Origin of the sequence: Deinococcus sp. Marseille-Q6407 (genome assembly GCF_946848805.1) — a bacterium.
Taxonomy (GTDB): Bacteria; Deinococcota; Deinococci; order Deinococcales; family Deinococcaceae; genus Deinococcus.
Genome location: NZ_CAMPFU010000003.1, coordinates 24,275 through 48,308, shown reverse-complemented (window position 1 = coordinate 48,308; position 24,034 = coordinate 24,275). Strand labels below are relative to the sequence as shown.

Genomic DNA, 24,034 nt, shown 5'->3' with positions numbered 1-24,034 from the left:
TTATACTGCCCGCGATGTCCCTCGACGCTGTTCTTCAGGCCACTGCCCACATCCAGTCATGGCTGGACGACCCGCCCGGCGAAGCGGTCGTCCGCCAGTGCATTGTCCTGCGGCTGCTGCAGGCGGCCGGGTTCGATATCTGGAACCCGGCCGAAGTGGTGCCTGAAGAGACCAATGTCACCGGCAACCGCGCCGACTTTCTGATTCGGCGCGGCGCGGGCAAGTTTGCGCTGGAAATCAAGGGCATGGGAATCACGGTGGGACCAAAGGAATACCAGCAGGCCGCCACCTACGCCGTGAATGAAGGCAGCCGCTGGGCCATCGTGACCAACGGCCGGGTGTGGGTGGTGATTGGCGAACATCTGCCCGGCAAGTGGGAAGACCGGGTGGCGCTGAAAATCGAAATGGGGGAAGGCGACAGCTTCGCCGCTGATTTTTTCACCCTGCTGGACGCTGAAGTCTGGGCGGCGGACGCTTTTGCCGCAGCGGTAGAGAAAGTCCGCAGCCAGCAACAACAGCGGCGTGATGAGGCGCGCATTCGCCGTGAGAAGCGGCCGGTGGTGGAGCAGACCCAGGCCGAATTTGAGATTGCCACTTTCGAGAAAGCCGCCGAGGCGGCGGTGAAGATGGGCCGGATCACGGAGGCTGAGCGGGATGTCTTGGTAGGCGACACAGGGGCTAATAAAGCTGGAAGGATGTCACTACCGAGCGGCGCTGACACGGTTTGTCTGTACTTTTCAGTCTCGGGTGCTCAGGCACAGGCTCGTTTCTGTTCCACTACAGGCCGTTTTACAGTACTGGCTGGCAGTCAAGCTGTCGCGCAGGCGCGGACATACGCTGAAGGGATCGAGAAAGCGCGCCAGAAACTCTTGCAAGGTGGAGTGCTGAAGCAGGAAGGCGACTTTCTGGTTTTTCAGCGAGACCATGAGTATCAAACGCCCAGCGGCGCAGCGGCAGCAATTGCTGGCGGCGCCCGAAACGGCTGGGAAGTCTGGAAAGACGCTGAAGGCCGCCCCGCTCAGCAGTACCGCCCCGTATGAACGCCGAGCGTCTCTCCAAGCGCCTCGCTTACCTGCTGCGCCACGCTCCGCACGAAGCGGGCCTGACCCTGGAGCGCGGCGGCTGGGTGCCACTGGCCCCGCTGCTGGCTTTCCTGAACGTGTCGCGCGCGCAGGTTGAGCAGGTGGTGCGGAACGATGCCAAGGGCCGCTACAGCCTCAGCCCAGACGGTCAGAAAATCCGCGCCAATCAGGGCCACAGCGTGCCGGTGGACCTGGGCCTGGAACCGCAGGTGCCGCCTGCCACGCTCTATCACGGCAGCTATCAGGGCGCGCGGGTGGGCATTGCCCGCCAGGGGCTGAAAGCCATGAACCGCCACCATGTCCACCTCAGCGCCGATACTGCTACGGCCCTCAGCGTGGGGCTGCGGCGCGGCTGGCCGCTGCTGTTTGCGGTGGACGCGGGCCGGATGCATGCGGCCGGGTTCACTTTTTACCGCTCGGACAACGGCGTGTGGCTGGTGGACGCCGTGCCGACCGAGTACCTGACCGAGCTGCCTGCGCCTGGGCAAAGTGGGCGGGGCTGACCATCTGTCAGCAGCCGCAGGGAGTAAGATGAAAAGCAGTTCAGGGCCCAGGCCCCGGAGAGACAACCGGAGGCCGTGCACGGACCAGGAACTGACCTCTTTCGGGGCGGGGTGAAATTCCCCACCGGCGGTAAGCCCTTTGGGGGCGCGGGCCGTCCCGCGTCCCCCGAGCGGAGCGAGCAAAAGCAATAGCTTTGGCTTTGGCTCCGCCCAGCAGGGTTCAGCCCGCGAAGCCTGCCGACTTTCCATAACCGGGTGGGCCCGACCCAGTGAGATTCTGGGGCCGACAGTGAAAGGGCCTTTGCCGGCCCTGCAGTCTGGATGGGAGAAAGGGGACACGCCTCAGCCCGCCAGACCCCGGCGGGCCGCGTAGCCGCTGTGAACAATGAACTGACAGGTCACCGCCGTTCTCCGCCCGGCGCGGACGCCCAGGACGAGGCCATGATGGCCCTGGCCCTGGCCGAAGCCCAGCGTGGTCTGGGCCGCACCAGTCCCAATCCGCCGGTGGGCTGCGTCATCGTGCAGCCGGGAGCGGGCGGCGCCGAAGTGGTCGGCCGGGGGTTTCATCCCCGGGCCGGCGAACCTCACGCCGAGGTCTTCGCGCTGCGTGACGCTGGCGAGCAGGCACATGGCGCCACCGCTTATGTGACGCTGGAACCGTGCAGCCACTACGGCCGCACCCCGCCCTGCGCCGACGCCCTGATTGCAGCCGGCGTGGCGCGGGTGGTGGTGGCGGCCGGCGACCCTAACCCGCAGGTAAACGGCCAGGGCATCGCCAAGTTACGGGCCGCCGGAATACCGGTGCAGACCGGCGTGCTGGAAGCCGAAGCTTTGCGCCAGCAGGCCGGTTTCCGCTCGCGCATTCTCAGGGGCCGCCCGCACGTCATCTACAAGTACGCCATGACGCTGGACGGCAAAGTGGCCGCCCTGGACGCCGCCGGCGGCAGTGAGGCCAACGGTGCCGTGACCGGCCCGGCTGCCCGCGCCCGCGTGATGGGGTGGCGCAACGAGTGCGACGCCATCGCGGTAGGCGTGGGCACTGCCCTGACCGACGACCCGCTGCTGACCACCCGCGGCGTTCCTGAGGGCCGCGACCCTCGCCCGGTGATTTTCGACCGTCAGGGTCGCCTGCCGCTGACCGCCCGCGCCTTGCAACCGCGCAATGGTGAGGGGGCCGTGGTCGTGACTGCGCCGGGCACCGATGCTGCCGCACTGGCCGCTGCCGGCGTGACAGTGCTGCCGGCGGACAGTCTGGAGGAAGCCCTGTGCGGCCTGGCCGACCTGGGCGTGTCCACCCTGCTGCTGGAAGGCGGGCCCACGCTGGCTTCAGCCTTTGCTGCCGCCGGCCTGATTGACGAGGTGCGCGCTTTTATCGCCCCCAAGCTGCTGGGCGCCGGCCTGCCCCCGCTGGCCGCGCCGCTGCGCCAGATGGCTGGGGCGCAGCCGCTGAACGTGTATAGCGTGGAGCAACTGGGCCAGGACATTCTCATTCAGGGCCTGATGGGCTGACTGCAAGGCAAAAGGAAGAGAGAGCAAAGATGTTTACCGGAATCATTACTCAGCTGGGCCGGGTGGCCCATTCCGAACAGAAAAACGGCGGGGTCAGCCTGCGCATCGCGCCGCAGCAGCCCTGGACCGACCTGGACTTGGGCGAGTCCATCGCCTGCAACGGCACCTGCCTGACCGTTACCGGCTGGGACGAAGGCACCTTCGGGGTGGACCTCAGCCAGGAAACGCTGGCGAAAACGGCCCCGCACTGGAACGCGGGCGACATTCTCAATCTGGAGCGGGCCATGCGCGCCGGCGACCGCTTCGGCGGGCATATCGTAAGCGGGCATGTGGACGGCGTCGGAGAAATCAGGTCGGTCAGCCCGGCCGAGGGCGCCTACGTGATGACGGTCCGTGCGCCCGAGTTTCTGGCCCCCTACCTGATGCCCAAGGGCAGCATCACCGTGGATGGCGTCAGCCTGACCATCGTGGACAGCGGCGGCCCCGCCGGCAGCCTGCCTGAGCTGCAGGACAACGAATTCACCCTCTGGCTGGTGCCGCACACTCTAGAAGTGACCACCCTACACGCCTGGGCGCCGGGCCGCCCCGTGAACCTGGAAGCCGACCAGATGGCGAAATATCTGGACCGACTGCTGGCCTTCCGTGAACAGCGCCGGGCCGCCCTCCCGCCCACCGACCCCCTCACCATGACCCCCCAGGAGAACGCCTGATGACTCAACTCGCCTCTATTCCCGAACTGCTTGAAGAACTGCGCGCCGGCCGCCCCATCGTGGTGGTAGACGACGAAAACCGCGAAAACGAGGGTGACCTGCTGATTCCGGCCGCAACCGCCACGCCGCAGTGGGTGAACTTCATGGCCCGCGAGGGCCGCGGCCTGATCTGCGTGACCCTGACCGGCGACCGCGCCGAGCGCCTGAACCTGCACCCGATGGTGGACAGCAGCACCGACCCCAACGGCACCGCCTTTACCGTCAGTGTGGACCACCGCTCCAACACCACCGGCATCAGCGCTTTTGACCGCTCGGCCACTGTCGCCGCGCTGCTGTCCGACGACTCGCAGCCGGCCGATTTCCGCCGCCCCGGGCACATCTTTCCGCTGGTGGCCCGCCCCGGCGGCGTACTGCGCCGCGCCGGCCACACCGAAGCCGCCTGCGACCTGGCGCGGCTGGCCGGCTTCGCGCCGGTGGGCGTAATCTGCGAAATCATGGGCGACGACGGCGAGATGTCTCGCCTGCCCGACCTGCTTGAGTTTGCCGAGCGGCATGAGCTGAAGATAGGCAGCATCGAGGCCCTGATCGCCTACCGCATGGAGAACGACCCCTTTATGCAGGTGGAAGCCGAGGCACAGCTGCCCACCCGGTATGGTGACTTCCGCATCGTGGGCTTCCGCGACAGCCTCAGCGGGGCCGAACACGTGGCGCTGGTGATGGGCGAGGTCACCCCCGAGCCACTGCTGGTGCGGGTCCACTCCGAGTGCCTGACCGGTGACGCTTTTCACTCGCTGCGCTGTGACTGCGGGCCGCAGCTGGACGCCGCCATGGCCGCCATCGCTGAAGAGGGCCGGGGCGTCATCGTCTACCTGCGTCAAGAAGGCCGCGGCATCGGCCTGCTGAACAAGATTCGCGCCTACGCCCTGCAGGACCAGGGCGACGACACGGTAGAAGCCAACCTGAAGCTAGGCTTCCCCGCCGATGCCCGCGACTTCGGTATCGGGGCGCAGATGCTGCACCTGCTGGGCGCCCAGCGGCTGCGGGTGATGACCAACAACCCCATGAAGCTGCATTCGCTGAGCGGCTTCGGGCTGGAAGTCAGCGAGCGGGTGCCGCTGCACGTGGGCGAGGCTCCCGAAAATGCCGGCTACCGCCAGACCAAGCGCGAGAAGATGGGGCACTTGGACTGAAGGCATTAAGGTTTGCTGATGAGCAAATGTGCTTGCGGTGAGCAAAAAATTAGTGTGCAATGTGCAGAGAGGAATTTTATGAAAAAAACCGTCTTCTTGATCTCTGCCCTGGCCCTGGCCATTACTTCTTGTGCTCCAAAGTACAATGCTGCAACAGAAAAGCCTGTTTCTGCTCTCGGCTGTACTGAGATCAAGACTGAATTGACTCAACTCCAGCGTATCCGTGCTGAAGCTGAAAGCAAATCTGGACTGAGCAAGGAAAATGTCGGCCTGACCTTGCTTTTCTGGCCGGCTGCTGCTCTCAACGAAATTGATAACCGTGATGTCATCCAGAAAGTAGACACGCGCACAGCGGAACTGGTTAAGGCTAACGCGGCTAAAAGCTGCCCCGACTTGAAGTGACCTAGAGAGGACCCTGGCCTCCACTCTTCATACCTGAAAGAGTGGAGGTCAGTGGTGCAATTCATAGCTCTTTACAGCACCGTATCCGAGGCGTTCCACTGCCCAGCGCTGCGCTTGCCTTCGCGGTCGGCGTGGCGCTTTTCCAGGTAGGCGATGATGGCGTCGGCCACGTCCACGCCGCTGCTGCGCTCGATGCCTTCCAGGCCCGGTGAGGAATTGACTTCCATCACCACCGGGCCATTTTTGCTGCGCAGCAGGTTCACGCCGGCCACGTCCAGCCCCATCACCCGGGCGGCCTGAATGGCGGTCGAGCATTCCTCCTCGCTGAGGCTGACCGGCAGCGCGGTGCCGCCCCGGTGCAGGTTGGAGCGGAACTCGCCCTCGGCAGCCTTGCGCATCATGCTGGCGACCACCTCGCCGCGTGGGCTGAGGGGCGCCAGCAGGCCCACCTGTTGCACCGGCAGGCGGTTGAGCCCGCGCTGCCACAGAATGGCCGCCAGCGCGGTGCCTACCAGTGTCATGAAAGCCAGGGCGCCCCAGCCGGGGGGCACGCCTGCTAGGGCCGGCGCGGCCGGCAGGGCAAACGGCAGCAGCAGTGTCCCGCCGATGGTAAGCTCCCAGGCCACCTGATCCAGTGGGCGGGCGCCGGGCGGCGGTCCCCAGCGGCTGAACAGTACGGTGCCCAGCGCGTTGGTCAGGGCGAAACCCAGCGGCAGCGCCAGCCCTAGCAGGCTGAGGTGCTCGCCCCCGCTCAGGCTGATCAGGGCCACACCGGCCAGCCCGGCGCCGGCCAGGGTCAGATTCAGTGGGGTGGGTTTCTGGCCCAGCAGCGGCCAGGCCAGCAGAATGACCAGCATGGCGCTACTGGCCCCCACCGTGGCTGCCACGCCGCCAGGCAGATGCAGGGCAGCGCCGTACAGCAACACGAAAAACAGCGCCTGGCGTAGCACCGCCAGCACGGTGATGCGGCCCCACCAGCCGGGCGGCGGCAGCCGGCGCGACAGGGCCAGCAGCACCAGCCCGGCCGGCAGGATTCGCAGCGTGCCCAGCAGGAGCGCGGGCAGCTCACTGACAAAAGTGGTGGTCAGCAGGTAGGTGGTCCCCCAGATCAGCGGCGCCAGGGCTGTCAGGAGCAGGTCGCGGTTCATAGAAGGGATTATGCGCCGTGCTGTGTGCAAGTCGGCAGTCACGCACCGCGCTACAGTGGAGCTATGTTCCGGCTGGTGATGGTGAACTTGGTGCTCGGTTGCTTGCTGGGCGCTGCCTTCCTGGCTACTCAGTCGGAGCCTGTGGAGCGTACTCGGCGCATCTGGGCGTAGGCCGGCACGGCGTTTGCGGCCCCCACGCCACAGCCAGTGCAGTTCCCGAACCTGCCACTTCCGGCAGAGTATCTACGGGAGAATTGCCGCGAATGCTTAGAGGCCCCAGCGTTTGCAGGCTCCAGCTACTCGCATGAGGAACGTCAGCTCACCATCTACACCAATACCCGCGACCCGCAGCAGCAACAGGCCGCTTACCGGGCAGCGCTGCGGTTCCGTGGCAAGGACTGGCAAGCTCAGGGCATGAATCTGGAGAGTCCTCATTTCGAGGTCAGGAAGTACAGTCTGCTGCAAAGGTTGCAGGTGCGTTACCTGGCAACCCAGGTGCTGGATCGGCTGGAGGAGGCAGAAACTCAGGTTGGATCATACGGTGAAGAGCAAGTGCCGCTCAAACAGTCGGCCAGCATCCCGCAGGCCCGCGCCTTTATGCGGAGCTACGGGATCCCGGATGAGATGGTGGGATTTGTCCAGGGAGAAGGGCTTTATCCCCTGGAGTATTTACACCCGACAATGGAAGCCGAAATCTTAGCGCCCCGCCTCATGGAGCGAGGCGAACAGATGCCGATACGTCTGAGGCTGCTGTTTGAACGCTCCTTGCCCTTCTGTTTTCCGGCGCCGGTGCCGCCCTGGCGTGTGGTACGGCTGGATACCGAAGAAGTGGTGCGCCTGCGCGCAGAAACGGTCAGCGAAACCTACAGATGCTCTGAATTTTTTGGCCCGCCCCCCACACCTCCCGGCGAATATCTGCTTCCAGAGAGTGGGCCTCTGTTATGGGACATGCGGGGAGATGACGGCCATCCTCTGGCTCCGGGGCGTTACGTACTGCAAATGGAAGCAGCCTATGCGCGGCCCGCCGATTTCCTCTTTGAAGTTGTCGGGCCCGGCGGCAAGACACCGCTCAAGCGGGCGCAGTCGCTCTGGCACAGCTGGTTCTACTAGAGCACTCGAAAGACGCATACCCTGTTCCGCCATGTATAGCCATGTGTAGTGGGTGGGAATATGGCGGAATGTCTGTCCGGCTCCGGCGCAGAATTCCGGCTCTGAGGGTGCCAGAGCCGGAACCTGCCATCACAGCACGCTCAGTTCGCTGCCTTCCAGGTGCTTTAGGTGCCCCGGCAGACCTCCCTCGTCGGCCTCCTGAAAGACCTGCTCGGCCTTGTAGCTGGAGCGGCTCAGCGGGCTGGCGACCACTTCCAAGAAGCCCAGGCTCAGGCCCTCGTCGCGGATTTCGTTGAACTCGGCCGGGGAGATGTAGCGCTCCACCGGCAGGTGGTGCTGGGTGGGGCGCAGGTACTGCCCGAAAGTCACCACGTCCACCCCGGCGGCGCGCAGGTCCTTCATCGCCTGGGTGACTTCCTCGCGGGTTTCGCCCAGGCCCAGCATGATGGAGGTTTTGGTGACCACGTCGGGTCGGTACTGTTTGGCGTGGCGCAGCACCTCGATGGTCTGCCAGTACCCGGCGCGGCGGTCGCGCACCGGGTGGGTCAGCCGCTCCACCGTTTCCAGGTTCTGGGCGTAGGTGTCCACGCCGGTGTCCAGCACCAGTTCCACGCAGGCCTTGTTGCCGCCGAAATCGGGGGTCAGGCTTTCTACGCGGGTGCCGGGGTTCAGCCGCTTGATGGCCGTGATGGTCTTGGCGAAGTGGTAGGCGCCGCCGTCGGGCAGGTCGTCGCGGTCCACCGAGGTCAGCACCACGTATTTCAGGCCCATCAGCTTCACGCTTTCAGCCACGCTCTGCGGCTCGTTCAGGTCCAGCAGGCCGCGCGGGTTGCCGGTGTCCACCGCGCAGAACTTGCAGGCGCGGGTGCAGATGTGGCCCATCAGCATGAAGGTGGCGGTGCCGCGCGACCAGCATTCCCCGATGTTGGGGCACATGGCTTCCTCGCAGACAGTGTGCAGCCCGTGTTCCTTCACGATAGAGCGCACCTCGCCGTACACGCCGCCGGTGGGCAGGCGCACTTTCAGCCACTCGGGCTTCTTGTCGCGGGTCTTGACACTGCCTTTGCGGTAGATGCCGTTCTTGATGAAGGTGGGTTCCTTCTGCTGGGGAGTAGCCGAGTTGGTGGCCGGGTCATTGGTTTGGGTCATTGCAAGGACTCCTTTTGGGCAGGCCCCTTCTGAGCGGGCCCCTGGGAGGAAGATTCTGGAGACGGGAAAGCGGCGGGCAGGCTGAAATCGTAGTCCTGAAAGGTAGCGTTGAAAGCGCGGATCAGGGCGTGTTTGGCTTCGTCCATCTTGGCGCTGCGCCCCAGGCCGCGCAAGTCGTATTCGCGCTGCACGCTGGTCATCTGGGTGTCGCTCAGGCCGCAGGGCACGATCAGGTCGAAGTGGTGCAGGTTGGTGCTCACATTCAGCCCGATGCCGTGCAGCGCCACGTTCCGCTTGACCGCCACGCCGATAGAAGCGATTTTCTGGTTGCGGCTCAGGCCGTTCACGTCGCGCGGCGAGACATACACGCCGGCGTAACCGGGATTGGGGCGGGCGTCGGCCAGGCCCAGCTCGGTCAGGGCCGCCACGGTGGCGGCTTCCAGCAGCCGCAGAAAGTCGCGCACCCGCCGCCCCACCGGAAAAATGGCGTAGGCCACCAGCTGCCCAGGGCCGTGGTAGGTCACGTCGCCGCCGCGCTCCACCTCCAGCACCTCGATGCCTTGCCCGGCCAGATACTCGCGTGTGACCACAATATTCTCGCCCTCGCGGGCCTTGCGGCCCAGCGTCAGCACCGGCGGGTGTTCCAGCAGCAGCAGCGTGGGCGTGCCGCCCGCCGCCACCTGTTCGTGCAGCTGATGTTGCAGGTCCCAGGCCTGGCGGTAGGGCACGGCGCCCAGGTCCAGCACGCCGAACGGCCGGCCCCCGGTGGGCGGCGGAGAGGTTACAGAAGTCAGGGTCACGCCTGGCATTCTAGGACCGCGCCGGGGCCGGGTTGGTAGCGCTGTCCAGCTTGACCGACAGCCTGGGATGGTGAAGCGGCTTAGGCCCAGTGGTGAATCGGGGCCGGCCTCCACTCCACTGGCCCCTGCCTCAACTGGTCAGACCTTCCGCGCAGTATCAAACCTCTTTTCTGGAAGCTGTACAAGAGGCTCAGGCAACGGGTAGCGGCCTAGGTGACACGCTGACGTGGAACATAGACGAAATCAGCGCCGACTTTGACCGCGTATTGCAGCATCTGACCCGCTTTGAGCCACCTGCCGAGCCACCTGCCGGCTTCGTCCACAGCGAGTACCGCTGGCTGGTCGAGGGTAAAACTTATCTGGGCCGCGTGTCTCTTCGCCATACGCTCAATGACCACTTGCGCGAGTCTGGTGGTCACATCGGCTACGAAATCCGGCCCAGCCAGCAGCGCAGAGGCTACGGAACACTGATCTTACGGCTGGCTCTGGAACGAGCGCGGGAGCTTGGGCTGGAGCGCGTGCTGGCGTACTGGAAGGCGAAGTCAGGGTGCCTCAGCAGAAAAAACCCATCCAGCGCTACTGGTTAACGCTCTGATGGGCCTGCCTGTCCCGGAGTGCGCTGGAGCCTGAAAACTAGAAGGCGGGCGGCACCACCGCTCCATAAAAAGTCCCCTGCCGCTATTTCAGCGGGGCAGGGGGGAGGGCCTAAAGGCCCTGGCGCCTCAGAGGTCGCAGCTCAGCTCGCGCTCGCCAGCCGCGCTAAGGGTCACGACCTTGAACTCGGTCTTGCCTTTGCGGTCCTTTTGCCAGGCCCAGATGCGGTTGTTTTCGTAACCGATCTTGTAGGTGTCGCCGTCCTCACGGGCGTCCTCGGCCAGGTCTTCTTTCCAGTCGTTGTAGATCGCCGTGCGCCGGGCCTTCAGCTGCTGGGTGTTCAGCTGCCGGCCGTAGCGTTCGGTGTCCAGGTCGTAGTCGGCGCGGCAGACTTTGCCAGTGTACTGGCGCGACAGGGCATTGGCTTCGCTGCGGACAGCGGCCGTCACGCTTTCGGCAGCGGCGCTGGACACGAGCAGGGCGGCGGCGGTCATTCCAAGGAGTTGCAGTTTCATGCCTCTCAGCATAAAAAAGTTGCAGTCCCGCGCTGATGCGGTGGCCTCGGCCTTTTCTTGCGCTCCTTCGCTGCCGCGCTTCCCCTTGAGCCTGGTCCTGTCCCCACGTATAGTAGGAAGGTCTGCCCCGCGTCGCGAGCGTGGGTGCGTTCTGTCAAGAATGTCTCGGCCTGCCGGGAGCGCTGCCCTTCCCCGGGCGTCCTACCGGCCGGAACACCCCAAATCCCACTTCAGAGACAGTCCGCTGACCCAAGAGGAGAGTTTTTATGACCAAAGTGAACCGTGGCGACATCCTGCGCGCCGTCGAGCAGCCCCACATCCGCCAGGGCCTGCCCAGCTTCCAGCCCGGCGATACCATCCGCGTCACCACCAAAGTGGTGGAAGGCAACCGCACCCGTAACCAGGCCTTTGACGGCGTGGTGATTGCCATCAACGGCTCGGGCAGCCGCAAGAGCTTTACCGTTCGCAAGATCTCCTTCGGTGAAGGCGTGGAGCGTGTCTTCCCCTTCTCCAGCCCCCGCCTGGACTCCATTCAGGTGCTGGAACGCGGTAAGGTGCGCCGCGCCAAGCTGTACTACCTGCGTGAACTGCGCGGTAAGGCCGCCCGCATCAAGTCCGACCGCAACCGCGTGATGAAGGACGCCGAAGTCGCCAAGGAAGAAAAGGCCAAGGCCGACGCCGCCGCCCGTGAAGCCGAAGCCCGCGCTCTGGAAGCCCGCGCCCAGGCCGAAGCTGAAGCTCAGGCTGCCGCCGAAGCCGAAGCCCGCGCTCAGGCCGAAGCCGAGCAGAACGCTCAGAACGACGACCAGAGCGGCGAAGCCGGTACCGACGCTCCGGCTGCCACCGATAACGAAGCCGCCGAGGCCGCTCCCGGTGAAGCTGGTGCCGAAGCCGCCGCCGACAAGGCCTGAAGCCCCTTCTGCCCTTTGCTGAAGATCCCGCCTCCTTCTGGGGGGGCGGGGTTTTCTTTTGGCGGGTAGGGCTGCGCCTGAAGCCCCCTGGTGCTTTCGCCCTTTAAACTCAGGGGTATGCGTGGATTTCAGCCTGTTTCGGAGCCGCACCGTCAGCACCCGGCCGCCGAGGTACAGTTGCCCCGGCGCGGCACCCGGCACTCGGCCGGCTACGACTTCGTGACGCCGGTGGACCTGACGGTTCTGCCTGGCGAACTGGTGCGGGTGGCCACCGATGTCAAGGCGTATATGCAGCCGGGCGAGGTGCTTCAGATTTACGTGCGGTCCAGCGCCGGTCTGCGGGGGCTGATGCTGGCCAACACGGTGGGGATTGTGGACGCCGACTATTATGGCAACCCGGACAACGACGGCAACATCGTGCTGGCGCTGCGGAACCTGGGCGCCGAGCCGTTCGAGGCCCACGCCGGCGACCGCATTGCCCAGGGCGTATTCATGCCGTACCTGCTGGCCGACGGCGACGACGGCTTCAGCAGCGGCGAAGTGCGGTCTGGCGGCTACGGACACACCGGCCGCTGACCCCCTCCAGTCAATAGACTGTCTGTTATGACATCACCTTCCCACCGCCGGCCTGCGGAGTTGCCGCTGCTGCTGGCTTTCGATCTGGACGGCACCCTGGTGCCAGAACTTGGCAACGAGGTGCCGGTGAAAACAGCCCAGGCGCTGCGGCGTCTGCACGGCCTGGGCGTGCACCTGGCCGTGATTACCGGGCGCGATCTGGTGCCGGAAGCTATTGCTCAGGCTGCTCCCTTCAGCGCCCTGGCCTCGCAGAACGGGGGCCGGGTGGTGATTGGAGGAGAGCTGCACACCTCGGCGAGCTTTACCCCCGAAGAACTGGAAGCCATCCTGGCCCACGAGCTGGAAGGGGCGCGGCTGATTCTGTATTCCGACGGCACTCTGTATCTGGACCCGCCTCCAGAAGGCCAGCTGCCCGGCTGGATTGCCACCCGTGGCTACCGGCCGCTGGCCGAGGCACGCGGGCAGGTGATTGAAAAAGTGGGCTTGCACCACGCAGGAGTAGCTGGGCACGCCGCGCGGCTGCGGGCTGGTCAGCCACAGCTGGTGCTGACCGGCGCTCAGCCACCTTACGAGCAGTACCTCACCGTGACGCCGAGCGGGGCACACAAGGGCGCGGCGCTGACCCGGATGGCAGAGGCGCTGAAGGTGCCGCTGTCCCGCACCGCCGTGTTTGGCGACACCGACAACGACATCGCCATGTTTGAAGTGGCCGGCTACGCGGTGCAGCTGGGCACCTTGCCGCTGCTGGCCCAGCATGCCAACGAGCAGCTGGCTGGACCGGCCGAGTTGGGAGCGTGGCTGGACCACCTGGCCGACAGCCTGGAGGCGCAGGCATGAGCGGGCGGCCACGTCCACAGGGACTGCCGCTGCTACTGGCTTTCGATTTCGACGGTACCCTGGTGCCCGACGGCGACCCACAGCTGCCGCCGGACCTGCCTGCGGCGCTGGGGCGACTGCAACAGCGCGGTGTTCGGCTGGCCGCCATTACCGGGCGTGACGTGTTGCCTCCCGGTATCGAAGACGCCATTTCTTTCGACGCGGTCGCCACCCAGAACGGCGGGCAGGTCACGGTGGGCGGTGAGGTGAAGCAGGTCCTCTACTTCAGCGACGAGGAACTGGCGGCAGTGCTGGACCACGCCATGCCCGGCGCACGGCTGGTGATGTTCTCGGGCGGGCAGATGTACGTGGACCTGCCAGAAGATCAGGTGCCCACTGCCCAGCAGCTGGCCCGTAGCCCCCGCCCCACCGCCGAGGTGCCGCGCGGGCGGGTACAGAAGGTGAACTTCTTTCATGAGGGTGTGGCCGCGCACGCCGCGCACCTGCGGCAGCATTGGCCGGATTTGACTGTGACCGGCGCCCAGCCACCCTACGGCCAGATGATGACGGTGACCCCCCGTGGGGCCCACAAGGGAGCCGGCATCACCCTGCTGGCCGAGGCGCTGGAAATCCCGCTGGCCCGCACAGTCGCCTTCGGGGACAGCGACAACGACATCGCCATGTTCAAGGTGGCCGGATACGTGGTGCAGTCGGGCACCCTGCCGCTGCTGCACGATTACGCCGACGAGAGCATTGCCGGGCCGCATGAGTTGGTAGCCTGGCTGGATAGCCTGCTGGTTGACCTCTGAACTTTTCTTTTTCGGCACAAAAAACCCCGCCACCTGGGCGGGGTTTTGCGTAAGCGCCAGCCGGGGGCTGGACACCTGGGCTGAAAAATTAGCGCTTGGAAAACTGGGGCGCGCGGCGGGCCTTCTTGAGGCCGTACTTCTTACGCTCGACTTCGCGGGCGTCGCGGGTCAGCAGGCCCTGGGGCTTGAGCTGGGTGCGGAAGTCAGGGTTGCTCTGCACCAGCGCGCGGGCGATGCCCAGCTTGATGGCGTCGATCTGACCGCTGGGGCCGCCGCCTTTGACAGTGATGACGGTGTCGTAGCGGCCGGCAGTGCCGGTTTCACGGAAGCCCTGCAGGGCCTGGAAAGCGCGCAGCACGCCCTGGAAGTAGCTCTGGAAATCCTTGCCATTCACCGTGATCTTGCCTTCGCCAGGGCGGAGGAACACGCGGGCCACGGCGCTCTTGCGGCGTCCGGTGCCGTAGAACTGCTCAGTCTTATCGGCCATTTTGAACCTCGATCACTTGGGGCTGTTGGGGGGCGTGGGGGTGCTTGTCACCGGCGTAGACCTTCAGGCGGCTGTGCATGGCACGGCCCTGACGGCCCTTGGGCAGCATGCCGTACACGGCACGTTCGATGACGCGTTCGGGGTGCTTGGCCAGCGCTTCACGGGCGGTTTCGGTCTTGAGGCCGCCCTGGTAACCGGTGTAGCGGGTGTACACCTTGTCGTCCAGCTTTTTGCCGGTCAGCACGACTTTGTCGGCGTTCAGTACGATCACGAAGTCGCCGTTGATCATGTTGGGGGTGAAGTCGGGGCGGTGCTTGCCGCGGATACGGCTTGCGACCAGCGTCGCCAGGCGGCCCAGGGGAACGCCGGCGGCGTCCACCACGACCCAGTTCTGCTCATCGTTTTTGGGGATGTAGGTTTTCACCTTGTACTCCAGTGCTTTAGGGGATTTCTGCGCTCCGGGCTTGCCGGATGGCAGATAGGGTTGGCGGTTGGTTTGCACGTCGCTAGCACTTCGGGGCAGAAGTGTCCAAGCGGGAAACCTCCGGGTGCCGGCCCGGCGTCTCGGCCCTACCAAGCGCGAAACACTAAAGGTGAGTCTATCAGGCCCTGGGGAGCGGGGCAAGGCGGGAGGCGGCGGCTGTTTTCCGGGCCACGCTCCCCGAAGGCGAGGCGGCCGACCATCGCTCCTAGGGCCCCCTGCTAGCATCGGGCAATGCCTGCTGGCCGCTCCAGAACGTCCAAAACGTCCAACCTGTCTCCGGCTCGGATTCCGGCGCAGACCCTCAAAGGCACCGGCAACGGCACCCTGCCGCCGATGCTGCAGCAGTACGTTTCCATGCGCGATGAGGTCCAGGAGGAGTTTCCCGGCGCGTTGCTGCTGTTTCAGGTGGGCGATTTTTACGAGACGTTCGGGGAAGACGCCGAGCGGGCCGCGCGGCTTTTGGGCCTGGCGCTGACCCACAAATCCAGCAAGGATTTCTCGACGCCGATGGCCGGGGTGCCGGTCCGCACGCTGGACAGCCAGATCGAGAAGTTGCTGGCGCAGGGGGTGCGGGTGGCGGTGGCCGATCAGGTGGAAGAACCCGGCTCCGGACTGGTGGCCCGCGAGGTGACGCAGCTGCTGACCCCCGGCACTCTGACCGACGCGCGCTGGCTGGGCGCCGACGAGAACTATCTGGCGGCGGTGGCGACCGGCGAAGGCTACGCCCTGAGCCTGCTGGACGTGTCTACCGGCGAGTTTCGCTGCGCCGCCTTTCATACCCGCACGGCGCTCTACGACGAGCTTTCGCGCTGGCGTACCCGCGAGGTTTTGCTGGCCCCGGAGCTCTCGGAGAATGGTGCCCTGCTGGCCGACTTTCAGAGCCGCTTTGCAGTGATGCTGTCGCCGGCCAATTTCGGGGAAGAGGCGGCCGCGGCCGAGTTGCAGGCAGTGCTGGGCGAGGTGCCGGGCACCCTGGATTCGCCGGCGCTGCGGCGGGCCTGCGGCGCGGTGCTGGGGTACGCCCGGCTGACGCAGCAGGGCCGGCTGGAGATGGTGCGCCGACTGACCCGCTTTCAGCCGGGGGCCCACATGGCGCTGCCCGACAGCACGCTGCGGGCGCTGGAAGTCTTTGCGCCCAATTCGCCGCAGGGCCTGAGCCTGATGGACGTGCTGAGCGACACCCGCACCGCCGGGGGCCGCCGCCGGCTGCGGGCCTGGCTGCGGGCGCCGCTGCTGGACGCTCTGAGCATTGCCGCCCGGCAGGACAGCGTGGAGACGCTGGTCCGGCAGCCTGACCTGCGGGCCGGCGTGCGGGCGCTGCTCTACCGCGCCCACGACCTGGAACGGCTGGCGGCGCGGGTGTCTACCCGCCGGGCCACCCCGCGTGAGGTAGCGGCGCTGGCCCGCACCCTGGAGTTGCTGCCCGAGGTGGCCGAGTTGCTGCGCCCGCAGTCTGCCGGGGCCCCGGGCGGCCTGCTGAGCGGCGTCCGCGCCCGGCTGGAAGCGCTCCCGGACGTGGTGCAGGCCATTCGCGGCGCGCTGGTAGACGAGCCGCCCATCCGCGCCGGCGAGGGCGGCCTGATCCGGGAAGGCTATAGCGCCGAGCTGGACGCCCTGCGTGCCGAAGCTCTGGCGCACCGCGCCTACCTGGCCGACCTGGAAGGCAGTGAGCGGGAGCGCACCGGCATTCCGAGCCTCAAGGTGGGTTTCAATCAGGTGTTTGGCTATTACCTGGAAGTGACCCGCGCCCAGCTGGACCGAGTGCCGCCCGATTATCACCAGGTGGCGACCCTCAAGGACCGGGCCCGCTTTACCCGCCCGGACCTGCGCGAGCGCGAGCGCGAGATTGCCCGGCTGGACGCGGCGGCGGCGGCGCTGGAGCTGCAGGTGTTTACCGAACTGCGGGCCACGCTGGCCCTGCACGCCGACGCCCTGGCCGAAGCGGCCGGCGCCCTGGCCGAGCTGGACGTGCTGGCGGCGCTGGCTGAGGTGGCTGCTGGGCGCGGCTGGGTGCGGCCACAGCTCAGCGAGGACGGCGCCCTGACGCTGACCCAGGCGCGGCACCCGGTGGTGGAATACGCGCTGGCCCAGGCGGGGCAGGCCGGCAGCTTCGTGCCCAACGACGCCGCGCTGGGCCAGGGCCGCCACATCCTGCTGCTGACCGGGCCCAACATGGCCGGCAAAAGCACCTACCTGCGCACGGTGGCCCTGACAGCGCTGCTGCATCAGATCGGCGCTTTCGTGCCGGCCGAGGCGGCGGCGCTGCCGGTCTACGACGCCGTTCACACCCGCATCGGGGCCAGTGACGACCTGGCGGGCGGGCGCTCCACCTTCATGGTGGAAATGTCCGAGCTGGCCGCCATCCTGCACGGGGCCACCTCCAGCAGCCTGGTGATTCTGGACGAGGTGGGGCGCGGCACTTCTACCCTGGACGGCCTCGCTATTGCCCAGGCGGCGCTGGAACACCTGCACCGCTGCGGGGCGCACACCCTGTTCGCCACGCACTATTTCGAGCTGACCCGGCTGGACGCCGAGCTGCCGGGGCTGGTCAACCTGCATGTGGCCGCCGAGGAAGAGGGCGGCAGCCTGACTTTCTTCCATCAGGTCATTCCCGGCGCGGCCCGCCAGAGTTACGGGGTGGAGGTGGCGCGGCTGGCCGGACTGCCCACGCAGGTGGTGGAGCGCAGCGCCGAACTGCTGGCCGCGCTGAGCGTGCAGGGCGACGATAAGGCCATCCGCCAGGAGCTGGCAACGTTGGACCTCAGTCGCCTGACGCCGCTGGAAGCGCTGGAGGTGCTGCACCGCTGGAAACGGGGAAGTGCGGCAGAGGAGAGCTGAGCCGCCGCCTGCGGCCGCTCCCGCCGTCAGCCCTGCATCATTTGCCCTGTTTATGCTGGGCAGCATGAACCTCCGCTCACCCTGGCCCCCGCTGCTGCTGACGCTGGCGCTGCTGGCGTCCTGTTTCGTGCCGGGGAGCGTGAGTAATCTGGCCGCCAAGCAGGGGCTGACTCTGCTGGGAGAGGTCGGCCAGGACGACCCTCATGAGTTTGTGACGAACGGCGTAGGGATATATGACTCTGGTGGGAGTGTTTATGTTCCCAGTCTGGTCAGCCATAAGACCATGCAGGATTTGCAGCGGGCGGCGCAGGCCTGGGATGTGGCCAACCCACCCGACCCGGCTGCCCCGCCCGATTTTCACACCAACCCCTACCGCGAGATGCTGGACACCGTGCAGCACGACGTCGACCAATTCGCCGGGGGTGACGTGGACCGGCTGGGCAACCTCTGGGACTACTTCTCCAGCTTCTGGTTCTTTCAGCGATAGGGCCTGGGTTTTTCCGGTCAGCTCGTTACGCAAATAACATACCCGCGCCACACTCCTCTTTGCCTTCTCGCGCTAGTCTGCCCTGGCTGATGCCTCAGGCCGACCACATCCGACTGCTGCCCCCCGAAGTCGCCCGCCAGATTGCGGCTGGCGAGGTGGTGTCGCGTCCGCTGGATGTGCTGCGCGAGCTGCTTGAAAATGCGCTGGACGCTGGCGCCACCCGCCTGGACATCGAAGTGGAAGGCGGCGGCCTGGGCCGGATGGCAGTGCGCGACAACGGGCGCGGCATTCCGGCAGATGAGGTGAGCCTGGCTCCGCTGCGGCACGCCACCTCCAAGCTGGAAGGCGGGCGGCTGGACGAGGTCGCCACCCTGGGCTTCCGGGGCGAGGCACTCTGGGCCGCCGCTCAGGCCGGCACGCTCACCCTGCTGACCCGCCCGGCCGGGCAGGTGGGTGCCGCACTGCTGACCGCCCACGGCGACGCGGTCGAGGTCAGCCGCGCTTCGGCGCCGGCCGGCACGTCGGCGGCGGTGCAGAACCTTTTTGCGGCGATGCCGGCCCGCCGGCAGGCACAGGCACCGGCAGCGGCCGAGGTGCGCGAGATGACGGCGCTGCTGGGCCGCTACGTGCTGCACCACCCGGAGCTGCACTGGCGCTTTAGCGTGGACGGCGAACTGCGGCTGACCCACGCGCCCGGCGACTTTCGCAGCGCGGTGGCAACCGTGTACGGCCCGGTCAGCGCCAACCGGGTGCTGTCGCTGGAGGCACCGGGGATTGCCGGGGCCGTGTCGCGGCCGGAACTGACCCGCGCCCGGCGCGACCGGCTGCACTTTGCGGTCAACGGCCGCCCGGTGCAGGCCCCGCCGGAACTGGAACAGGCGGTGCTGGACGGATACGCCGAACTGTTGCCACCCGGCGCGGCGCCGCTGGCAGTGCTGAATCTCAGCGTGCCGCCGGCCGCGCACAACCCCAACATTCACCCCAGCAAGCAGCAGGTGGCGCTGGCCGACTTGCCGCAGCTGGCCGCACAGGTACGCGGCGCGGTGGCCGCGGCACTGGCCGGAGTGCCGCATGTGCGGGCCCTGCCGGACCTGCGGGCCCTGCAAGAGAGTGGCCTGCCGGACCCTGCTTCGGCGCCGGAGGCCGCGGAAACGGCTCCAGGCCAGGCTCAGGGGGGCAAGGGCACTTTCCCCGATATGCGGCTGCTGGGCGTCTACGCGCAGCTGTACCTGCTGGCCGAGGCGGAAGGTGACCTGTGGGTCATTGACGGCCACGCAGCGCACGAGCGGGTGCTGTACGAGCAGTTACAGCGCGGAGTGGCCGAGCTGCCGCCTTTCGAGCTGCCGGCGCCCGAGCTGCTGCAACTGACCCCCGAGCAGGCCGCCCGGCTGGAAGAGCGGGCGGCGGCGCTGGCCGGTTGGGGGCTGGTGATCGAGCCGTTCGGGGCCGGGCCGGTGGGGGGGCGGCTGGCGCGGCTGCGTTCGCTGCCAGCGGCGCTGGCCGCCCTGCCGGTGGCTGACCTGCATGCCCGGGTGGTGGAGCTTGCCCTGGGTGACAGCGACGAGGACGTGCAGCGCACCCTGCTGGCGCGGCTGGCCTGCCTGCCCGCCCTGAAAGCCGGCCGCCTGGACGAGCAGAACGGGGCAGAGGTTCTGGCAGGGCTGTCCCGCTGCGCCCAGCCGTGGGCCTGCCCGCATGGCCGCCCCACGGTGATGCGCCTGAGCGAACGCGACCTGGCCCATACCTTCGGGCGGCGCAGCGCCCGCGACATCGCCCGTGGGCGCGACGCGGCCGAGCAGGAGCAGGGCCATCAGGGCCAAGAGTAAAGTTCATAATTCGCCCTCTGGCCCCTTGACCCTGACCGCCGCTCTGCCGGCTCCGGTTGCCCTCGCTGCCCTGCCCACTCTGACACTGGACACCGAAGGGCGCACCGGCCGCCTGAACCCACTGGGCGCTGTGGTGCGGTCCAGCCGGGTGCGCTGATGCGTGTCCTGGCTTCCCGTCCCCGCCTGCTGGCCTGGGCCGCGCTGGGCCTGCTGGTCGCGGCAGGGCTAGACCTGGTTGCCTGGCTTGACTTGAGCTCCTTTGGGCAGACACTAGGGCTGCTGGCCGGCATGCGGGAAGCATGGCGGGGGGAAAGAACGCAGGAGCGGGAGGCAGTGGCGGCCGGCTAAAAGCCGTAGTTCTCTGCCGCCTCTTTCGCCACTGCTGCCCCATTCGCCCCGCCCTGCACCAGCTCACCCGCTGCCGTGCGGCACAGCCAGTCCACCGCATACAGCCGCTGCCCACTGCCCGACGGCTTCAAAAAGACCAGCATGGGCGCAAACGGCCCCGCCGCCTGTCGTCCATCGTCAGGGTTGCCCTCGGCCCCACTGTCGTGAAAGCGCAGTTCGCCACCACTGAGCCGCCCTGCCGGGTCTTTGTACACCTTCAATACCCGGCCCATGGTCGCCCAACTCTTTGCCTCGGCATCAAAACTCTGGCGCTGCGGCTGAACCAGGGCGATGGCATCGGCGGCGGCTTCCAGCTTGGGCAGGGGCGCGTAAAGAGGAAGGTCAACCGCAGCAAAACTGGGCGGCGGCGGGCAGAGGCCGGATCTCGGCGCGGCGGCAGACTCTGGCTGCGGCGCGGGCGAGCAGGCCCAACATGGGGAGGAGCAGATACGGAAAGCGCATACCGTCAGCTTAAGTGCACCGGTTGACGTGGAAGTTAAGAGCCTACCTTCTTACATCATCCCTCATCAGCTTTTCATCATCAGGCTACCCTATCTTCCAGACATGCTCACCTCCTTGCTGCTTACTGGTCTGCTGGCTGCTGACCCTGCTCCGCCTTTCAACCGCGCCGTGACCTTGCTGAGTGCGGGCACCGATTACCGCCCCGTGTACGTGGACAGTCAGCGCGCTGTGGTGGAAGGCCAAGAGCGGCTGGTGTTGATTCCCCGCCAGGGTGCCATTCGCAGCGTGCCGGCCAGGGTGACTGGTGGGCCTACCCAGTTCCGTGCTACCCAGGTGCGGCCGTCTGGCCAGGTGCAGAGTGTGCGCCTCAACTTTGCGGGCTGCGGGGCCGAGGTCTGGAATGGAGCGGGCAAGGTGGCGGCCCTGCAGGGTAACTTCCGTAAGGCGCTGTCCTGTGATTTGCCGGGCGAGTATCTGTTCAGCCTGAACTTCAACCCTGTCGGCACCCGACTGGCAGCTGCGGACGGCGCGGCCCTGCGGCTGTGGGACGCGGGTACAGGCCAGTTGCTGAAACAGCAAAAGGGGCACTATGACAGCGTGCAGTTCCGTCCCGACGGCAACTTTCTGGTTGCTGCCGCCTCCACCACGACCGGCACAGGCCGGCAACTGGAACTGTGGCGCAGCGACCTGAGCCGCCGCATCTCTGCGCTGCAACTGCCACGTACCTGCTTGCAGGGGCTGTCGCGCGACTTTGCGCTGGACAACGAACGGGTCGCCCTCGCCTGCCAGGACGAGATCCGGGTCTGGAACTGGCGCAAAGGCAACGTGCAGACGCTCAGGCGCACCCGCCCCGGTGAGGTGCCAGAAGCCGCGCCGGTGCTGTACGGTGATTTTGTGGCCCACAGCGGCAATGGCGAGGGCGTGAGCCTGTGGAACCTGAAGACCGGCCAGCGGCTACTGCAAACAGGAGTGCCCCAGGGCAGGCAGGTCACCGATGTAGCGTTCGCGCCGGGCGGCTTTATGGCGGTGGCCCTCAGTGACGGCAGTGTGCAGACCTACGACGCCTACAAAGGCGGCAAATACCTCCGCACCCAGCAGATTTTCCCGAAATCGGACCGGATTCAGTGGCTACACCTCACTTTTAGCAGCAACTGGGGCCAAATGCTGGTGGTCGAAAGCCAGAGTGCCAGAGCGCGCGTGATTCAGTTGCCCGGCGGCTGACCCTGCCTTTCCACCACGGAGCGGCCTATGATTGCTACTCGCGCCGCACCCGTCAATCCTTAACCCTCTACACTGCCCCCCATGCCCCGCCCTCCCATGCTGCGCGACCAGAAGACCCCAGGCACGGCCCAACTGCTCAGGATTCTGTGGCGCACGCTGCCGGAGCTGTGGCGGTCCTCGCCGCTGCTGGTCAGCCTGCTGGCGCTGATGGCGCTGCTGGGCGGGCTGGTACCGGCCGTCACCCTGCTGATTTCCAAGTGGGCGGTGGACGGGGTCAGCCGTGCGGCGCAGGGCGGAGAAATAAATCTGGCGCTGCTGGCCGGGGCCTGGGCCGGGGCAGCACTGCTGGGCCAGCTGACCGGGGTGGCCCGGCAGGTGCTGCAAGGCTACGCCGCCGACCAGTTCACCGTGCAGACATCACGCCGCCTGATGGACAAGATGAACGACCTGGTGGGCCTGGAAGTGCTGGAAGACCCCCGCTTTCACGACGACATTCAGATTCTGCAGATGGGTGCCCCCAGAAGGCCACTGAACCTGACGGTGACGCTGCTTCAGCTGTTCGGGGTGGTGGTGGGCCTGTTCAGCGTGAGCGGAGTGCTGCTCACGGTGGGCTGGTGGGTGCCGTTCGTCGTCGTTCTGGGCATGGTGCCGCTGACCCTGACCCAGATGCGGCTGTACGAGCTGGGTTGGAGCATGACCATTCAGAACACCCAGGCCTCGCGCGAGCTGAACTACTTCCAGAAAGCCGCGCTGAACCACAACTTTGCCAAGGAAATCCGGCTATATGGCCTGATGCCTTACCTGACCCGCGAATACACCGAACGCACGCTGGCTTATCAGCAGACCATGCGCGGGGTGCGCAACCGGCAGCTGCTGGGGGTGCTGCCGGCGCAGCTGCTGGCGCTGGCGGTCACGGCGGGCGTGTTCGCTTACGCCGTGTGGCAGGCGCAGCAGGGCAACCTGACGCCCGGCGCGGTGGTGCTGGTGGTCGGGGCGCTGAGCCAGGTGCGTGGGCAGTTGCAGGAGCTGGCCGACAGCCTGGGCGTGGGCAGCGAGCATCTGCACTGGTTCGGCAAATACTACGAGTTTCTGGACGCGGTGCCGGCGGTGGCGGCCCCTGCGCGGTCCCAGCCCCTGCCACAGCGGCTGGACCTCACGCTGGAGAACGTGACTTTCGGCTATCAGGGCCACGCGCCGGTCATCGAGAACCTGACGCTGCATATTCCCGAAGGCCAGACGGTCGCGATTGTGGGCGAGAACGGCGCCGGCAAGTCCACCCTGATCAAGCTGCTGCTGCGCTTTTACGACCCCACTGCCGGGCGGGTGCTGCTGGGCGGCTCCGGCGAGCAGACAGACCTGCGCGACCTGGACCCGGAAGAATGGCGCGCGCAGGTGGCGGCGGTGTTTCAGGACTACGCCCGTTTCGAGTGGACCGTGCGCGAAAACGTGCTGCTGGGCCAGCAGGAAGACCCGGCCCGCTTGCGTTACGCCGCCGACGCCAGCGGCCTTACCGCCATGCTGCCCCGGCTGGAGGACGGCATGAACACCCGCATTGGGCAGGCCTACGGCGGGGTGGACCTCTCGGGCGGGCAGTGGCAGAAGCTGGTCACCGCCCGCGCCCTGTACCGCCGCGCCCGCGTGCTGATTCTGGACGAACCGACGGCGGCGCTGGACCCCCGCTCCGAGGCGGAAGTCTTTGACGCTTTTGCCGAGCTGGCTCAGGGTCACACCGCCCTGCTGGTCACGCACCGCTTGGGCAGCGTGCGGATGGCCGACCGCATCGTGGTGATGCGGGCCGGGCGGGTGATCGAGGACGGCACCCACGAGGAGCTGCTGGCACGCGGCGGCGAATACGCCGAGCTGTGGGCCCTGCAGGCGCAGCAGTACGGGGCCTGAAGCCGGCAGGCAGCGCAGGACCGGCGCCCGGGAGAGACATAAAAAAAGCCGCTCACTCGGAGCGGTTATGTTAAATACTTTAGCGCAGTATGCGGTATTCGTCAAGGCTATGCAGCCGATTG

General features: G+C 66.7%; 24 protein-coding genes, 1 pseudogene and 1 riboswitch. Of the genes and pseudogenes, 18 read left to right on the top strand and 7 right to left on the bottom strand.

Features of this window, described 5'->3' with window-relative positions; all coding sequences use genetic code 11:
* Positions 1 to 14: 14 nt before the first annotated feature.
* From OCI36_RS07250 to OCI36_RS07225, 6 genes are all read left to right on the top strand, one after another.
* On the top strand, positions 15 to 1,040 hold the full coding sequence (locus OCI36_RS07250; protein WP_261664432.1) for a DUF4357 domain-containing protein: 1,026 nt from the start codon (positions 15 to 17) through the stop codon (positions 1,038 to 1,040).
* Entirely contained in the window at positions 1,037 to 1,585 is a 549-nt protein-coding gene (locus OCI36_RS07245) for an RNA 2'-phosphotransferase (RefSeq protein ID WP_261664431.1), read from the top strand. The genes OCI36_RS07250 and OCI36_RS07245 overlap by 4 nt, the downstream gene beginning before the upstream one ends.
* A gap of 93 nt (positions 1,586 to 1,678) precedes the next feature.
* A riboswitch (FMN riboswitch) is annotated at positions 1,679 to 1,922 on the top strand.
* A gap of 104 nt (positions 1,923 to 2,026) precedes the next feature.
* The gene (gene ribD, locus OCI36_RS07240) at positions 2,027 to 3,094 is read left to right on the top strand and encodes a bifunctional diaminohydroxyphosphoribosylaminopyrimidine deaminase/5-amino-6-(5-phosphoribosylamino)uracil reductase RibD (protein ID WP_261664882.1); all 1,068 of its coding nucleotides are present in this window, start codon (positions 2,027 to 2,029) and stop codon (positions 3,092 to 3,094) included.
* Positions 3,095 to 3,123: 29 nt separating this feature from the next.
* The gene (locus OCI36_RS07235; RefSeq protein WP_261664430.1) at positions 3,124 to 3,804 is read left to right on the top strand and encodes a riboflavin synthase; all 681 of its coding nucleotides are present in this window, start codon (positions 3,124 to 3,126) and stop codon (positions 3,802 to 3,804) included.
* Positions 3,804 to 4,994 carry a bifunctional 3,4-dihydroxy-2-butanone-4-phosphate synthase/GTP cyclohydrolase II gene (locus OCI36_RS07230; protein ID WP_261664429.1) on the top strand — a complete coding sequence of 397 codons (1,191 nt, stop codon included), beginning with the start codon at positions 3,804 to 3,806 and terminating at the stop codon, positions 4,992 to 4,994. The genes OCI36_RS07235 and OCI36_RS07230 overlap by 1 nt, the downstream gene beginning before the upstream one ends.
* A gap of 78 nt (positions 4,995 to 5,072) precedes the next feature.
* On the top strand, positions 5,073 to 5,396 hold the full coding sequence (locus OCI36_RS07225; protein ID WP_261664428.1) for a hypothetical protein: 324 nt from the start codon (positions 5,073 to 5,075) through the stop codon (positions 5,394 to 5,396).
* 71 nt (positions 5,397 to 5,467) lie between these two features.
* On the opposite strand, the gene OCI36_RS07220 is transcribed toward OCI36_RS07225, so the two are convergent.
* Positions 5,468 to 6,544: an EamA family transporter gene (locus OCI36_RS07220; RefSeq protein WP_261664427.1), complete on the bottom strand. Its 1,077-nt coding sequence runs from the start codon at positions 6,542 to 6,544 to the stop codon at positions 5,468 to 5,470.
* Positions 6,545 to 6,751: 207 nt separating this feature from the next.
* Here OCI36_RS07220 and OCI36_RS07215 point away from each other — a divergent pair, with 207 nt between their 5' ends.
* On the top strand, positions 6,752 to 7,654 hold the full coding sequence (locus OCI36_RS07215; protein ID WP_261664426.1) for a hypothetical protein: 903 nt from the start codon (positions 6,752 to 6,754) through the stop codon (positions 7,652 to 7,654).
* A 129-nt stretch (positions 7,655 to 7,783) separates the two neighbouring features.
* On the opposite strand, the gene lipA is transcribed toward OCI36_RS07215, so the two are convergent.
* Both lipA and lipB read right to left on the bottom strand, forming a co-directional pair.
* The gene (gene lipA, locus OCI36_RS07210; protein ID WP_261664425.1) at positions 7,784 to 8,803 is read right to left on the bottom strand and encodes a lipoyl synthase; all 1,020 of its coding nucleotides are present in this window, start codon (positions 8,801 to 8,803) and stop codon (positions 7,784 to 7,786) included.
* Positions 8,800 to 9,603 (bottom strand): lipoyl(octanoyl) transferase LipB, encoded by an 804-nt coding sequence (lipB, locus tag OCI36_RS07205; RefSeq protein WP_261664424.1) that lies wholly within the window; start codon positions 9,601 to 9,603, stop codon positions 8,800 to 8,802. Before lipB ends, lipA begins: the two co-directional genes overlap by 4 nt.
* 266 nt (positions 9,604 to 9,869) lie before the next feature.
* On the opposite strand from lipB, the gene OCI36_RS07200 reads away from it, so the two are divergent.
* Complete coding sequence (locus OCI36_RS07200; protein WP_261664423.1) at positions 9,870 to 10,190, top strand: GNAT family N-acetyltransferase; 321 nt, start codon at positions 9,870 to 9,872, stop codon at positions 10,188 to 10,190.
* A gap of 135 nt (positions 10,191 to 10,325) precedes the next feature.
* Here the strand turns inward: OCI36_RS07200 and OCI36_RS07195 are convergent, their stop codons facing one another.
* A complete protein-coding gene (locus OCI36_RS07195) occupies positions 10,326 to 10,712 on the bottom strand; it encodes a hypothetical protein (RefSeq protein WP_261664422.1) in 387 nt (128 codons plus the stop codon).
* A 266-nt stretch (positions 10,713 to 10,978) separates the two neighbouring features.
* On the opposite strand from OCI36_RS07195, the pseudogene rplS reads away from it, so the two are divergent.
* The 4 genes and pseudogenes from rplS to OCI36_RS07175 form a co-directional block, all read left to right on the top strand.
* Positions 10,979 to 11,443: pseudogene (rplS, locus tag OCI36_RS07190) on the top strand (50S ribosomal protein L19); the annotation flags it as partial.
* A 297-nt stretch (positions 11,444 to 11,740) separates the two neighbouring features.
* On the top strand, positions 11,741 to 12,199 hold the full coding sequence (locus OCI36_RS07185; protein ID WP_261664421.1) for a dCTP deaminase domain-containing protein: 459 nt from the start codon (positions 11,741 to 11,743) through the stop codon (positions 12,197 to 12,199).
* A gap of 27 nt (positions 12,200 to 12,226) precedes the next feature.
* On the top strand, positions 12,227 to 13,036 hold the full coding sequence (locus OCI36_RS07180) for an HAD family hydrolase (RefSeq protein ID WP_261664420.1): 810 nt from the start codon (positions 12,227 to 12,229) through the stop codon (positions 13,034 to 13,036).
* Positions 13,033 to 13,824: an HAD family hydrolase gene (locus tag OCI36_RS07175; RefSeq protein ID WP_261664419.1), complete on the top strand. Its 792-nt coding sequence runs from the start codon at positions 13,033 to 13,035 to the stop codon at positions 13,822 to 13,824. Before OCI36_RS07180 ends, OCI36_RS07175 begins: the two co-directional genes overlap by 4 nt.
* Before the next feature lie 88 nt (positions 13,825 to 13,912).
* On the opposite strand, the gene rpsI is transcribed toward OCI36_RS07175, so the two are convergent.
* Both rpsI and rplM read right to left on the bottom strand, forming a co-directional pair.
* On the bottom strand, positions 13,913 to 14,311 hold the full coding sequence (gene rpsI / locus OCI36_RS07170; protein WP_261664418.1) for a 30S ribosomal protein S9: 399 nt from the start codon (positions 14,309 to 14,311) through the stop codon (positions 13,913 to 13,915).
* The gene (gene rplM, locus OCI36_RS07165) at positions 14,301 to 14,735 is read right to left on the bottom strand and encodes a 50S ribosomal protein L13 (RefSeq protein ID WP_261664417.1); all 435 of its coding nucleotides are present in this window, start codon (positions 14,733 to 14,735) and stop codon (positions 14,301 to 14,303) included. Before rplM ends, rpsI begins: the two co-directional genes overlap by 11 nt.
* 393 nt (positions 14,736 to 15,128) lie before the next feature.
* On the opposite strand from rplM, the gene mutS reads away from it, so the two are divergent.
* The 4 genes from mutS (at position 15,129) to OCI36_RS07145 (ending at position 20,103) form a co-directional block, all read left to right on the top strand.
* A complete protein-coding gene (gene mutS, locus OCI36_RS07160; RefSeq protein ID WP_409996733.1) occupies positions 15,129 to 17,633 on the top strand; it encodes a DNA mismatch repair protein MutS in 2,505 nt (834 codons plus the stop codon).
* A 64-nt stretch (positions 17,634 to 17,697) separates the two neighbouring features.
* Positions 17,698 to 18,120, top strand: a complete 423-nt coding sequence (locus OCI36_RS07155) for a hypothetical protein (protein ID WP_261664415.1) — start codon at positions 17,698 to 17,700, stop codon at positions 18,118 to 18,120.
* An 89-nt stretch (positions 18,121 to 18,209) separates the two neighbouring features.
* Positions 18,210 to 19,946 carry a DNA mismatch repair endonuclease MutL gene (gene mutL / locus OCI36_RS07150; RefSeq protein ID WP_261664414.1) on the top strand — a complete coding sequence of 579 codons (1,737 nt, stop codon included), beginning with the start codon at positions 18,210 to 18,212 and terminating at the stop codon, positions 19,944 to 19,946.
* Between the two features lie 25 nt (positions 19,947 to 19,971).
* A complete protein-coding gene (locus OCI36_RS07145; protein ID WP_261664413.1) occupies positions 19,972 to 20,103 on the top strand; it encodes a hypothetical protein in 132 nt (43 codons plus the stop codon).
* Between the two features lie 187 nt (positions 20,104 to 20,290).
* Here OCI36_RS07145 and OCI36_RS07140 read toward each other — a convergent pair whose 3' ends face one another.
* Positions 20,291 to 20,548 carry a hypothetical protein gene (locus OCI36_RS07140; RefSeq protein WP_261664412.1) on the bottom strand — a complete coding sequence of 86 codons (258 nt, stop codon included), beginning with the start codon at positions 20,546 to 20,548 and terminating at the stop codon, positions 20,291 to 20,293.
* Positions 20,549 to 20,897: 349 nt separating this feature from the next.
* Between OCI36_RS07140 and OCI36_RS07135 the strand changes: the two genes are divergently transcribed.
* A complete protein-coding gene (locus tag OCI36_RS07135) occupies positions 20,898 to 22,016 on the top strand; it encodes a WD40 repeat domain-containing protein (protein WP_261664411.1) in 1,119 nt (372 codons plus the stop codon).
* Positions 22,017 to 22,097: 81 nt separating this feature from the next.
* Complete coding sequence (locus OCI36_RS07130) at positions 22,098 to 23,912, top strand: ABC transporter ATP-binding protein (RefSeq protein WP_261664410.1); 1,815 nt, start codon at positions 22,098 to 22,100, stop codon at positions 23,910 to 23,912.
* The last annotated feature ends 122 nt before the right edge of the window (positions 23,913 to 24,034 follow it).

What these genes read in the sequence shown, in the direction of transcription:
- OCI36_RS07220 (WP_261664427.1), bottom strand. Translation starts at nt 6,544, where the DNA reads ATGAACCGCGACCTGCTCCTGACAGCCCTGGCGCCGCTGATCTGGGGG.
- mutS (WP_409996733.1), top strand. Translation starts at nt 15,129, where the DNA reads ATGCTGCAGCAGTACGTTTCCATGCGCGATGAGGTCCAGGAGGAGTTT.
- OCI36_RS07135 (WP_261664411.1), top strand. Translation starts at nt 20,898, where the DNA reads ATGCTCACCTCCTTGCTGCTTACTGGTCTGCTGGCTGCTGACCCTGCT.
- ribD (WP_261664882.1), top strand. Translation starts at nt 2,027, where the DNA reads ATGATGGCCCTGGCCCTGGCCGAAGCCCAGCGTGGTCTGGGCCGCACC.
- OCI36_RS07230 (WP_261664429.1), top strand. Translation starts at nt 3,804, where the DNA reads ATGACTCAACTCGCCTCTATTCCCGAACTGCTTGAAGAACTGCGCGCC.
- OCI36_RS07245 (WP_261664431.1), top strand. Translation starts at nt 1,037, where the DNA reads ATGAACGCCGAGCGTCTCTCCAAGCGCCTCGCTTACCTGCTGCGCCAC.
- mutL (WP_261664414.1), top strand. Translation starts at nt 18,210, where the DNA reads ATGCCTCAGGCCGACCACATCCGACTGCTGCCCCCCGAAGTCGCCCGC.
- OCI36_RS07195 (WP_261664422.1), bottom strand. Translation starts at nt 10,712, where the DNA reads ATGAAACTGCAACTCCTTGGAATGACCGCCGCCGCCCTGCTCGTGTCC.
- OCI36_RS07250 (WP_261664432.1), top strand. Translation starts at nt 15, where the DNA reads ATGTCCCTCGACGCTGTTCTTCAGGCCACTGCCCACATCCAGTCATGG.
- OCI36_RS07180 (WP_261664420.1), top strand. Translation starts at nt 12,227, where the DNA reads ATGACATCACCTTCCCACCGCCGGCCTGCGGAGTTGCCGCTGCTGCTG.
- OCI36_RS07185 (WP_261664421.1), top strand. Translation starts at nt 11,741, where the DNA reads ATGCGTGGATTTCAGCCTGTTTCGGAGCCGCACCGTCAGCACCCGGCC.
- OCI36_RS07155 (WP_261664415.1), top strand. Translation starts at nt 17,698, where the DNA reads ATGAACCTCCGCTCACCCTGGCCCCCGCTGCTGCTGACGCTGGCGCTG.
- OCI36_RS07175 (WP_261664419.1), top strand. Translation starts at nt 13,033, where the DNA reads ATGAGCGGGCGGCCACGTCCACAGGGACTGCCGCTGCTACTGGCTTTC.
- lipA (WP_261664425.1), bottom strand. Translation starts at nt 8,803, where the DNA reads ATGACCCAAACCAATGACCCGGCCACCAACTCGGCTACTCCCCAGCAG.
- OCI36_RS07225 (WP_261664428.1), top strand. Translation starts at nt 5,073, where the DNA reads ATGAAAAAAACCGTCTTCTTGATCTCTGCCCTGGCCCTGGCCATTACT.
- OCI36_RS07235 (WP_261664430.1), top strand. Translation starts at nt 3,124, where the DNA reads ATGTTTACCGGAATCATTACTCAGCTGGGCCGGGTGGCCCATTCCGAA.
- OCI36_RS07130 (WP_261664410.1), top strand. Translation starts at nt 22,098, where the DNA reads ATGCCCCGCCCTCCCATGCTGCGCGACCAGAAGACCCCAGGCACGGCC.
- rpsI (WP_261664418.1), bottom strand. Translation starts at nt 14,311, where the DNA reads ATGGCCGATAAGACTGAGCAGTTCTACGGCACCGGACGCCGCAAGAGC.